This is a genomic window from Sporomusa sp. (genome assembly GCF_035561155.1).
In the GTDB taxonomy this organism is placed as follows: Bacteria; Bacillota; Negativicutes; order Sporomusales; family Sporomusaceae; genus Sporomusa.
In genome coordinates this window covers 1-11,171 of record NZ_DATMYD010000015.1, presented here as the reverse complement: position 1 = coordinate 11,171, position 11,171 = coordinate 1, and the positions used below count along the sequence as shown (strand labels likewise).

General features: G+C 49.7%; 10 protein-coding genes and 1 riboswitch. Of the genes, 1 reads left to right on the top strand and 9 read right to left on the bottom strand.

All coding sequences use genetic code 11. The features are described from left to right. Positions 1-164: 164 nt before the first annotated feature. From VN447_RS02525 to VN447_RS02485, 9 genes are all read right to left on the bottom strand, one after another. Positions 165-989, bottom strand: coding sequence for a lipoate--protein ligase family protein (locus tag VN447_RS02525; protein ID WP_325522485.1), 825 nt, complete (start codon positions 987-989; stop codon positions 165-167). Continuing rightward, positions 986-1,990, bottom strand: a complete 1,005-nt coding sequence (locus VN447_RS02520; protein ID WP_325522489.1) for a radical SAM protein — start codon at positions 1,988-1,990, stop codon at positions 986-988. The genes VN447_RS02525 and VN447_RS02520 overlap by 4 nt, the downstream gene beginning before the upstream one ends. Positions 1,991-1,992: 2 nt before the next feature. Further along, complete coding sequence (locus VN447_RS02515; RefSeq protein ID WP_325522483.1) at positions 1,993-2,826, bottom strand: radical SAM protein; 834 nt, start codon at positions 2,824-2,826, stop codon at positions 1,993-1,995. Further along, a complete protein-coding gene (gene gcvPB, locus VN447_RS02510; protein ID WP_414714868.1) occupies positions 2,814-4,271 on the bottom strand; it encodes an aminomethyl-transferring glycine dehydrogenase subunit GcvPB in 1,458 nt (485 codons plus the stop codon). Before gcvPB ends, VN447_RS02515 begins: the two co-directional genes overlap by 13 nt. Next, positions 4,268-5,611, bottom strand: a complete 1,344-nt coding sequence (gcvPA, locus tag VN447_RS02505; RefSeq protein WP_325522481.1) for an aminomethyl-transferring glycine dehydrogenase subunit GcvPA — start codon at positions 5,609-5,611, stop codon at positions 4,268-4,270. Before gcvPA ends, gcvPB begins: the two co-directional genes overlap by 4 nt. 1 nt (position 5,612) lies before the next feature. Then, complete coding sequence (gene gcvH / locus VN447_RS02500) at positions 5,613-6,002, bottom strand: glycine cleavage system protein GcvH (RefSeq protein WP_325522479.1); 390 nt, start codon at positions 6,000-6,002, stop codon at positions 5,613-5,615. A 64-nt stretch (positions 6,003-6,066) separates the two neighbouring features. Next, a complete protein-coding gene (gene gcvT / locus VN447_RS02495) occupies positions 6,067-7,158 on the bottom strand; it encodes a glycine cleavage system aminomethyltransferase GcvT (RefSeq protein ID WP_325522477.1) in 1,092 nt (363 codons plus the stop codon). A 215-nt stretch (positions 7,159-7,373) separates the two neighbouring features. Then, positions 7,374-7,461, bottom strand: a riboswitch (glycine riboswitch). Between the two features lie 345 nt (positions 7,462-7,806). After that, positions 7,807-9,075: a serine--tRNA ligase gene (serS, locus tag VN447_RS02490; RefSeq protein WP_325522475.1), complete on the bottom strand. Its 1,269-nt coding sequence runs from the start codon at positions 9,073-9,075 to the stop codon at positions 7,807-7,809. A gap of 331 nt (positions 9,076-9,406) precedes the next feature. Next, entirely contained in the window at positions 9,407-9,991 is a 585-nt protein-coding gene (locus tag VN447_RS02485) for an HD-GYP domain-containing protein (protein ID WP_325522473.1), read from the bottom strand. A 419-nt stretch (positions 9,992-10,410) separates the two neighbouring features. On the opposite strand from VN447_RS02485, the gene VN447_RS02480 reads away from it, so the two are divergent. Continuing rightward, on the top strand, positions 10,411-10,713 hold the full coding sequence (locus VN447_RS02480; RefSeq protein WP_325522471.1) for a hypothetical protein: 303 nt from the start codon (positions 10,411-10,413) through the stop codon (positions 10,711-10,713). The last annotated feature ends 458 nt before the right edge of the window (positions 10,714-11,171 follow it).

Sequence of the window (11,171 nt, the reverse complement as noted above, 5' to 3'; positions counted from 1 at the left end):
GATCGCGGCACTGGTATCCTTTTATTTGCGTACTTGTACTCGATTTTGCCCACAACCGACTTTTTGCCCCAAACGGCTCTGCACCGGGATGGTATTACTGCTTAAAACATGGCATTCTTCAGTGGTTTCGAACCGTCCCCTTGAGTCAGGGTGTTTGTTTGGGGTTAGCGCAGCAGATTCCAGCTGGGTTGGCTGTATTTGCTGACAGCCAGTTCGCGGGCCGTCGCCTGTTCCTGCTGGCTTAGGCTGCCTGGTTCGAGATCAATGCCCAAGGCTGGGCCAAAGGCGTCCAACATAGCTTCGCTGGCCTCAGCCCAGCTTACTTCTCTGTTAGCCGCTTCAGCGACTGAGATGGCCCTCTTGGCCAGCATTGCAGCCACGGCAGCTTTGGTTTCGGCTGTCGGCAGGTTGAGCAGCGAGGCTATCTGCTGGGGATTAAACTTCAATAAGATTGAGCCGTGTTGCAAAATGACTCCCTGCTTACGTACCTGGGCACTACCCACCAATTTTCGATTTTGAACAGTAATCTCATAATGGGAAGGTGCGTCAAAGCAGGCGGCCGAAGCCTGCCTGCGTTTGGTTTGTCCGTAGGCTGCTGTCGGCATTGTCATGTGGGCGTCAATGCCGAGTTGTTTCAGTCCGGCCAGCAGTCCTTGACTGAAATAACGATAAGAGGCCGTAATGGTGGCTGGAATAAGCGGCTCGTCTTCACGTACTACCACACTGTAGGTCAGCTCTGCGTCATGGAGTACAGACCGGCCTCCGGTCAGGCGGCGTACGACATCAATGCCCTGACGTTGGCATTCGGCTAAATCGACTTCGGCTTCAGCCTTTTGAAAGTACCCCAAACTGACTGCCGCAGGCTGCCAACCATAAAACCTGAGCGTAGGCGGCGCCTGCCCGTTGGCGTGGGCCTGCAAAATGGCCTCATCAACAGCCATATTGCTTGCGCCACAGTCTATACCACTATTAATCACTCGCCACTTCATGATGCAGGTTCCTGCCGGTTCTCGTTGCCAGTTATGTCAAAAGAACCCTCTCCTTGACATAGTCCGCTTTGCATCATGGCCTGCTTAGTTTCTATATGTGTCAGCGCTCGGGGATAATTATACATAATGCCGCCGGGGCGTTCGTTATAGTAGGGCCTGTTACAGTCAGGGCAGCCGCTGGTTTCAAAGGCTTTGCCGTCAGCTAATAACAAACCCAGTTCTTTATCAGGCAGGCTGATAGCAATGAGTGTTCCGTCCTGGTAGGTGAAATCTCCCCGGCTAAGCCCCTTCTTCAATAAAAAATGGGCTATCTGGATGCGGCGATACTGACCGATATCTGGTGGCTCTTTATCAGCCCAGGCTGTTCCCCGCACCGGGGTAAAGGCAAACAATCCCACACCGATTCCCTTATCCAGGCAGTCGGCGATCGCTGTTATAATTTCTTCTTCGGTTTCTCCTAGTCCGGCAATAAGATGGGTGCTGACCCGCCCTGGCAGTTCAGCAGCGCACTGGTATAGGAGCTCTCTGCGTTTCTCAAAATTACCGCCTTTTACTTCTTTGTACAGTTCAGCAGTAGCCGCATCCAGGGCAATGCAGATCCGGTCTGCCCCCTGGTCAACAAGCACTTGGGCCTGTTCAACGGTTTCAATGGCACTTGATACACAAACAGGCACTGCGCTTTCCCTGGTTAATGCGGCCAGTGCATCAACACTTGCCTGCCAGCTCTCACTGCCTTTGACAACCTGCAAACAGGCCCGCTTCAGACGACCGTCCCGAAAGGCTCGGCCAATAACCTCAGCCGCTTCCTGCGCCGGCACCTCAGGCCAAGTAACACGGGATAGCATGTCGGTCCGGGCGGAACTGTCCCTGGACTGGGAGCAGAATCGGCAATTGTTTCGGCATCTTTTGCCTAACATAATGTAGGCAGTAGTCGGGAGTACGTCTGTCTTAAGATATTTATTACCAACTACGCAGGCTGTGCCTGCTGACATTTTCCACATGTTCACAGCACACAGCACTCCTCTCCCCGGGATAGTGTAAGGCCCAGCTTTTCGGCCAGCGTCACAGCCGCCGGGGCAGGATTGACAATGGTATCAAAGCCAATCCGGACAGCCCACTTGTCAATTTCCTCCCGATACTGGCCACCTGGCCGCATGCAGCCGAGATGCAGCGGGATATCGGGAAATTGCAGTCTGGCGTGGCTAAGCAGCCTGGCTGTCTCAGCAAGACTGGGCGGCTGCCTGTCGGCAAACCTGGTTCCCCTTGTTGGCATAAAGATAATAAATGTCAGCGCTTCTGTTCCTAACTCTTTCAACAACTCCAGCGCCGAGTACTCTCCGTAAATCTCACCGCCGTTTAGGCCGATACAGATATGCGGCATAACTTTGACTCTCCGCCGGAGGGATTGATAACAGGCCACATAATCATCAACCGTACGATCATTTCCAAATACATCACTGATGGTGGCCTGGTCGGCGACAAAGTCAAACGACACACAGTCAGCCACAGTTGCCAGCTGCTCAATAATCGTGTCATTTACCAACCCGACATGCATATTGAACCGCCGCCCCTGCTTTAGTTCTGCAAGTTTTCCAATATGTTCTGCAACCGGCACAGCACCATCGGCCTGGCAGCCGCCGCTCACCAGCCAGCTGGCGCTGTTGTCAGCGCCAGCATCACTGATCTCGTCAAGCGGCTTCATGTGTTTCAAATAATGGCCGCCGCAGTGGGCGCAATTAAGCTCACATTTCGTCCCTGTCACACTGACCGGCTTGGTTTTTTGCGGATAGGCAAAACGAATAGAATCAGGCAGGGGCAGACGGTTTACCCTTTCCATTTTACAACAGGCTTGCGGGCAGCCGCCGCTTCATCCAGGCGGCCGACTACAGTAGTACGCGGCGCATCGGTAATTAGCGAAGCGTCTTCTTTGGCTTCCCGGGCAATGCGGTGCATAACCTCTATAAACCCGTCAAGCGCCTCCTTGCTTTCGGTTTCAGTCGGCTCAATCATCATTGCTTCCTCGACAATCAGCGGAAAGTAAATCGTCGGCGGATGATAGCCATAATCTAAGAGACGTTTGGCAATATCCAAGGTTCGGACACCATAGGCTTTCTGGTATTTGGGCGTAACAATGCATTCATGCATGCAGAATCTGGTAAACGGCGCATAGAAAACCTCTTTAAGCTGGCTGAGACAATAATTGGCGTTGAGCACAGCATCCTCACTAGAGGTTTTTAGGCCGTCAGGCCCCATGGCCCGGATATAGGCGTAGGCCCGGACAATGACGCCGAAGTTCCCGTAAAAAGAGTGTACTTTGCCGATAGACAAGGGCCGATTTTCTTCCAAGCGGAAAATATCATTCTCTTTAACAATGACAGGCGCAGGGAGGAAAGGAATCAGTTCCTGTTTTACACCAATCGGCCCTGAGCCGGGACCGCCGCCGCCGTGCGGTGTGCTGAAGGTTTTATGAAGGTTAAAGTGGACTACATCAAAGCCCATATCGCCCGGACGGGTTATGCCCATGATTGCATTGGCGTTCGCACCGTCATAATAGAGCAGACCGCCGGCTTCATGAACAATTTTGGCAATCTCTTTAATATTTTTCTCAAACAATCCCAGCGTGCTGGGGTTTGTCAGCATAAGGGCAGCTGTATCTTCACCGACTGCGGCCTTTAGGGCCTCCAGGTCGACTGCACCATCCGGGTGGGACTTGATCTCCACGATGTCTAACCCGCAGACTGTAGCAGTGGCTGGATTAGTGCCGTGCGCCGAGTCAGGCACAATTACCTTGGTGCGGTTTTGACCCCGGTGACGGTGGTAGGCGCGGATAAGCTTAAGGCCAGTCAGTTCACCATGAGCACCGGCTACCGGTTGCATAGTCACAGCATCCATCCCGGCAATTTCTGCCAGATATTGCTCCATGTTATGCAGTAATTCAAGCGCTCCCTGCACAGTTGCACTGTCCTGCAGCGGATGAATAAGAGCAAAACCGGGCAAGCGGCAGGCGTCTTCATTGATTTTTGGATTATATTTCATAGTGCAGGAACCCAGTGGATAAAAGCCTGAGTCGACACCAAAGTTGCGCTCAGACAGGCCGGTGTAATGGCGCATTAGGTCAAGCTGGCTAACCTCAGGCAACTCAGCCGGTTCTGTTCTCAAGAACTGGGCAGGGATTAGCTTCTCAATAGCCACCTCAGGCACATCGCAGGCTGGCAAATCAAGGGCGCGGCGGCCCTGTTTGCCGAGCTCAAAGATCAGCGCTTTGCTTTTTCTCAAACTCATAGCATTGCCTCCAGTCTGGCTGAAAGCCGGTCAATTTCTTCGCGCGAGCGTTTTTCTGTTACAGCCATAAGCATACAACCCTTAAGTTCAGGATAATATTGACCCAAATCCAGGCCGCCGATAATCTTATCAGCAAGCAGCTTTTTGTTGACCTCGCCAACCGGTTTAGTAATCCGCACTACAAACTCTTTGAAAAAGGGAGCGCCGAATACGCCCTCACAGCCCTTCAGCCCTGTCAGCTGCTGATAAGCGTAATGGGCTTTGTTAAGCGACAGCGCGGCTACCTGTTTAAAGCCCTCTTTGCCTACCGTGTTTAAATACACAGCAGCCGCCAGCGCGCACAGTGCTTCATTAGAGCAAATGTTAGATGTAGCTTTCTCGCGCCGGATATGCTGTTCACGGGCTTGCAGCGTCAGCACAAACCCCCGGTTGCCTTCATGGTCTACCGTTTGGCCTACAATCCGTCCAGGCATCTTACGCATCAACTTTTCGGTGACCGCAAAGAAACCAAGGTACGGACCGCCAAATGACATGGGAATTCCCAGACTCTGGCCTTCACCCACTACAATATCGGCACCAAGCCTGCCGGGAGCCTCCAACAGCCCCAGAGAGATCGGGTCAACGGCGGTAATCATGAGTGCCCCCATTGCATGCGCCATATCGGCAATAGCCTTGATATCTTCAATACAGCCAAAGAAGTTAGGGGTCTGCAGAATGACAGCCGCTACCGTTTTACTTAATTTACCCTGAAGCTCCTGGGTATCTAGCTGCCCGTCCTGGTAACCGATCTCGGTAATGGTAAACCCCCGGTCGATAGCATAAGTGTTAAGCACTGACCGGTAATGGGGATGAACTGTTTTAGCGACAAGAATTTCGGTACGGCCAGCACTGGCAGCCATCATGGCTGCCTCAGCCAGGCCTGTGCCGCCATCATACAGTGAGGCGTTGGCTACTGCCATACCGGTCAATTCACAGATTAGACTCTGGTATTCCCACAAGGCCTGGAGATATCCCTGGGATATTTCAGGCTGGTACTGTGTATAGGCTGTGTAAAATTCCGACCGCCTGAGCACATGGTCAACCACACTTGGTATGTAATGATCATAAGCCCCAGCACCCAGAAAACAGGCATACTCATCCACACTCGCATTGCCCCCGGCTAAACCGGACAAATGGGCCGCCAATTCAGGCTCAGACATCGCTTTCGGCAGTTCCAGCGGACGATTCATGCGCAAATCGCTTGGGATATCGGCAAACAAATCCCTGACCTCGTTTACACCGATAGCCGCCAGCATGGCCCTACGGTCGTCAGAGGTGTGCGGCAGATAGCTCCACTGCATATTAGTGGCCTCCCTCGGCAACCAGCTTTTCGTAAGCCTCACTGTCTAAAAGTTCCCCAAGTTCTGCTTGACCGCTAATCTCAATTTTGGCAATCCAACCTTCGCCATACGGGTCCTGATTGACTGTCTCTGGCGCATCAGCCAAGATTTCGTTACTTTCCACAACGGTACCGGAAACAGGTGCATAAATATCTGATACCGCTTTGACCGACTCTACTACCGAAAATCCGCTGCCTGCTGAGAATTCCGCCCCGGCTTCGGGTAACTCTACAAACACTACATCTCCAAGCTGCGACTGAGCATAGTCAGTAATGCCAATTGTAACGATATTGCCCTCAACCTTAACCCACTCATGCTCTTTGGAATACTTAAGCTCTTTTGGAATATTCATCTTCATTTCCCCTCTCTGTTATTTAAGTCGAATCTTATTCATAGTAAGAGACTGCTTGCAGCCGTTAACGATGATAAAATGGTTTAGCGATTACTTCGGCAGGCACGTATTTCCCGCGGATTTCAATATCAAATTGCTGTCCAAGTTTGACGTATTCAGCCTCAACCAAGGCAAGCCCGATATTCTTGTCAAGCGTCGGCGCGTACGAGCCAGTTGTCACCACGCCAATCCGGCGTCCCTCGCACACAACCGGGTAATCGGCCCTGGGGATGCCCCGTTCGGTCAGGACAAAACCTGCAATTTTGCGTGTAGGCCGGTTTTCCTTTTGCCCGGCCAACGCCGCGCGGCCGTTAAATTCACCTTTGTCCAGTGCGACAAATTTCCCGATACCGGCCTCGATTGGCGTAATGGAGGCTGACAATTCATGTCCGTATAAAGGCAGCGTCGCCTCAAACCTGAGAGTATCGCGGCAACCCAAACCGGCAGGTATCAGGCCGTAGGGTTTGCCGGCATCCATAACAGCTTCCCAGAGATAAACGGCATCTTCCGGGCGGCAATAGATCTCAAAGCCGTCCTCTCCCGTATAGCCGGTTCGGGAAACCATGACCGTCTTGCCGGCTACCTTGGTTTCGGGAACAAACCAGTAATACCCAAGCTGCCTGAGCGGCGCGTCAGTCAGTTTGCTTAAAATGGCCTCAGCCAGCGGCCCCTGCAGGGCCAGTTCAGCAGTTTCATCTGACAAGTTGGTCAAGTTGACGTTGAACCCGGCACTACTTTCTTGCAGCCAGTTCCAGTCTTTTTGAATATTGGATGCGTTAATCACCAGGAAATATTCATCATGACTGCGTTTGTAAATCAAAAGATCGTCGACAGTACCGCCATCAGGGTAACACATCGGCGTGTACTGCACCTGCGTGTCGGCCAGACGGGCAACATCGTTGGTAACAAGCTTTTGGAGGAAGACCAGCGCATCCGGGCCTTTAACAAGCACTTCACCCATGTGGGACACATCAAATAATCCGGCCTTTTCGCGAACAGCCTTGTGTTCCTCAATAATTCCCGTGTACTGTACCGGGAGCAGCCAGCCACCAAACTCGACAATCTTGCCGCCATACTTTACATGAGTCTCATACAGTGGCGTCTCCTGTGCTGTCATGCAAATCATCTCCTCTTTTTTTGGTAGGTACCTACTCTGACAAACTGTCCGCTGCCCCAAAGTACAATCCTTCTTACAAAAAATTGGACAAAATAAAAAACAGAGGCAAAGCGGAATCACTTCCCTTTGCCTCTGTCCATTGTACCTGAGAGATTTGCCCCTGCGGGGCTCCCCATCGGTGACACCTACAACTGTAGATGTGCTCTCCAGAGTCTAGTCCGGTTACAGTCCTTTTGCCTGAGAGTTTGACAAAGTGCTTACTCCTTCGGCGCTGCATTACGCAGTCTCTCCCATAACCATCATCCCGTTTATTTAGTTGATTTAATTTTAGCAATAAACTGTAAAATTTGTCAATAAGCAAAATTTATCTTACACTGTGTAGCACTTTTCGCATTTGTGAAAAGTCTTAATATTTTATCATTGATGATATTGCTTAATATCACTTCTTTTATTTGCCGTTTTTTGGTATACTTATTTTGACAAAATCTACAAAATTTGTATAGCGAGGCGCGAAAATGATTAAATACCTTTTACTTCTACTTCTATTTGCTATTATTATGTATTTTTTAAGCCCCTACCTCATCTCGGTTAACAATGTATAGAAAAACAGAACCCCGCGCTAAGACCCGTAGCGCGGGGTTCCTATTTTTACTTTATTACATCTACACCCATATAAGGCCGTAAAACTTCCGGAATACCGACTGAGCCGTCTTCTTGCTGATAGTTCTCCAAGATAGCGGCTACTGTCCGGCCAATGGCTACGCCTGAACCGTTCAGTGTATGGACAAATTCAGGTTTGGCTTTAGGCTCGCGGCGGAACTTTATCTCGGCGCGCCGGGCCTGGAAGTCCTCGAAGTTGGAACAGGACGAGATCTCACGGTATGTGTTAAAACTGGGCAGCCATACCTCTAGGTCATACGTCTTAGCAGAGGAGAAGCCCATATCGCCAGAACACAGCAGCATGGTGCGATGTGGCAGGCCTAAGAGCTGCAATACTTTTTCAGCATTGAGGGTCAGCTTCTCCAACTCATTATAGGATTCTTCAGGCAGGCTGAATTTAACCATTTCTACTTTGTTAAACTGGTGCTGACGAATGAGGCCGCGGGTATCGCGCCCGGCGGCGCCGGCTTCAGCCCGGAAACAAGCGCTATAGGCAGTATAGTACAGCGGCAGGTCCTTGGCGTCCAGGATTTCCTGTCGGTGAAGGTTGGTGATCGGTACCTCAGCGGTTGGAATGAGATAATAGTCAAGACCTTCCAACTTAAACATATCCTGAGCAAACTTAGGCAGCTGGCCTGTGCCAATCATGCTTGCTTCATTAACGATGAACGGCGGGAAAAATTCGGTGTAGCCGTGTTCTTTAGTATGAAGATCAAGCATGAAGTTGATAAGAGAGCGTTCCAGGCGGGAACCCAGCCCCTTGTAGAAAGTGAATCTGGCGCCTGTTACCTTGCCGCCTCGCTCAAAGTCAAGAATACCTAATTTTTCGCCAACTTCCCAATGGGCCAACGGCGTAAAAGAGAACTCACGCGGTGTGCCATAGCGGCGCATTTCTTGGTTATCATGCTCATCTTTGCCTATAGGCACAGACTCATGCGGCACATTCGGAATGCTCATGATAATGCCTTCCAGTGCGGCTTCAGCTTCTTTAACTTTGGCATCAATGGCGCTAATGCGGTCGCCTACTTCACGCATTTCCAGAATCATATCATCAGCGTTTTCGCCGGCCTTTTTCTTTTTACTGATTTCCGGTGAGACAGTGTTACGCTTGTTTTTAAGTATTTCCACCTCGGCTAAGAGCTCACGCCGCTCTTTCTCCCTGCTGATAAACTCGTCCAAGCTCATGGCCGCCCCCCGGTTGTTCAGCGCCTGCTCCACTTTGCCAGGGTTATCCCGCACGAATTTGATGTCTAACATGGTATATATACCTCCTTAACAATAAAAAACTCCCGTCCCTTTATATGATAGGGACGAGAGTCTAATTCTCCCGCGTTGCCACCCTGATTGACTGCTATGAGTCCGCTCGGCACGCATAACGGGCGTGTTCCGTGCGGCTCATCACCGCATGCTCATAGGGTGGATGACATAATTGTGTTACTGGCTCGCACCTGCCGCCAGCTCTCTGAAAACCCCAAATTATGCGTGCCCTGTCATTGCATATAATGATATTGAGATACTATATATTATGCATTATAAAATTATACATTATTCAACATTAATTGTAAAGTACTGGCAGTTTAAGAGAGCCTTAAGCATGTGCAGCTGATAAGTTTCCATAACTTTGGCGGCGGCTTATAAACTCAATGAAACACCGGCTTATCGCCGGATCAAATTGTGAACCGGCACACCGGCCAATTTCCTCCAGTGCCTTAGGGATACTGAACGGTTCTCGCCGGTAACAACGCACGGTTGTCATAGCATCAAAGCTGTCACATACCGCCAGCATACGGCTAAAAAAGGGGATGGAATCACCCGCCAGCCCGGTACCGTACCCTTGACCATCATACCTTTCATGATGATGACGTACAATTGTGGCCACTTTATTTAGGCCGTCAACCTCTCCCAAAAGGTCAGCGCCGACGTCCGGATGCTGCCTGATGACGGCAAATTCCTCATCAGTCAGGCGGCCTGGTTTATTTAGAATATGGTCAGGGACACTGACTTTACCCACATCATGAACAATCCCAACAACATAAGCAAGTGTTACATCTTCAACAGGCAGTTCTGCATACTCGGCAAAACCAGCCATAAGACAGGCCACATTTTTGCTATGCTCGACTGTATATCTATCCCGTTCGCCGATCACATGGCAAAACGTTTCAATTATGCTCATGAATTTTGATTCCTTTCTTTGATATGGTCCAGCCTCTTCGCTGACGCCTGGAGGAAGACACAATACAGTTTGCAGGTAATATTATGTAACTAACTCTATTCTAATTGGCGGCCTAAAGAGCGTCAAGTTATATTTACTTACACTATTATTAAATTTATCCGATGACCAAGCCGCTCTAACACTCCCATCTTTCCTGTGCCCTTTAGGGTATACAAGCGGGAGTTATACCCAAAGGGCACAGGCGAGCGGCTAAGTCCCTGGAAGTTGGTCGACTAAACTTCAGATGGGGTTAAAACCCCACCTGAAGCTAAGTCTCGCTTTATAGAGTTAATTCACACAAGTTCTTCATGAAATATTCACAAGTTCTTCATAAAGACTTGTTATAATAAAGGCAAATCCAAACAAAGGAGGAACACAAAATGAGGAAAGGCTTAATTATAGGTCTGGCAGTATTGCTGGTTATCGCGTTGGGTGCCACCTTCGCATTTGCTGAATCGCCCTCACAGGGTATGATGAATACGGGATATATGAACGAGATGCATAAAAAAATGGTTGAGCAGCATGTAAAAGACGGTGACCTGACGCCAGAACAAGCCAAAGTAATGGATGAGCATATGGCTAACATGGGTTCTATGATGAACGACATGACTGGCCGAGGCATGATGAATGACACTGCGAGCTGTCACTCCAATCAGCAAAGCACGGACATTCCAAAACAATAGTTGAACATCCGGGAATAGATAGTAGAGTACCACAACGAAAAAAGCTGTCTAGCTCTCCCTCGAGGCTATGCAGCTTTTTTATATTCGCAACGGTGTAGATGTATCAATAGCTAGCAAATAATTTCGAAGACTGTAGTGAAAGGGTGGATGCTGCTTATATGAGAGTGATTCTATTTGATGTTAGAGTGGTCCCGCAATTTCTATCCTAGAGTAATTTGGGGATCTCTTGCTCATTATGCGGATTCGATGTTGCGTTGCCAAATTTGCAGGGGTATTCTAGTCCTATCCGAATTCTATTAGGAATTAGATGCGCGGGGGGAAAAGTATGAGTATTGAAAAAACAATTCACGAATATAAGTCAGACCCGGAATCTGTCTATCAAACATGGTTCTTAGATAACCAGGAGCGTTTAAAGGCATTTCGCACAATAAAAAATGGTGTAAAAGTAGTAGTAAAAG

What these genes read in the sequence shown, in the direction of transcription:
- serS (WP_325522475.1), bottom strand. Translation starts at nt 9,075, where the DNA reads ATGTTAGACATCAAATTCGTGCGGGATAACCCTGGCAAAGTGGAGCAG.
- VN447_RS02520 (WP_325522489.1), bottom strand. Translation starts at nt 1,990, where the DNA reads ATGTGGAAAATGTCAGCAGGCACAGCCTGCGTAGTTGGTAATAAATAT.
- gcvPB (WP_414714868.1), bottom strand. Translation starts at nt 4,271, where the DNA reads ATGAGTTTGAGAAAAAGCAAAGCGCTGATCTTTGAGCTCGGCAAACAG.
- gcvT (WP_325522477.1), bottom strand. Translation starts at nt 7,158, where the DNA reads ATGACAGCACAGGAGACGCCACTGTATGAGACTCATGTAAAGTATGGC.
- gcvH (WP_325522479.1), bottom strand. Translation starts at nt 6,002, where the DNA reads ATGAATATTCCAAAAGAGCTTAAGTATTCCAAAGAGCATGAGTGGGTT.
- VN447_RS02525 (WP_325522485.1), bottom strand. Translation starts at nt 989, where the DNA reads ATGAAGTGGCGAGTGATTAATAGTGGTATAGACTGTGGCGCAAGCAAT.
- VN447_RS02515 (WP_325522483.1), bottom strand. Translation starts at nt 2,826, where the DNA reads ATGGAAAGGGTAAACCGTCTGCCCCTGCCTGATTCTATTCGTTTTGCC.
- gcvPA (WP_325522481.1), bottom strand. Translation starts at nt 5,611, where the DNA reads ATGCAGTGGAGCTATCTGCCGCACACCTCTGACGACCGTAGGGCCATG.
- VN447_RS02480 (WP_325522471.1), top strand. Translation starts at nt 10,411, where the DNA reads ATGAGGAAAGGCTTAATTATAGGTCTGGCAGTATTGCTGGTTATCGCG.
- VN447_RS02485 (WP_325522473.1), bottom strand. Translation starts at nt 9,991, where the DNA reads ATGAGCATAATTGAAACGTTTTGCCATGTGATCGGCGAACGGGATAGA.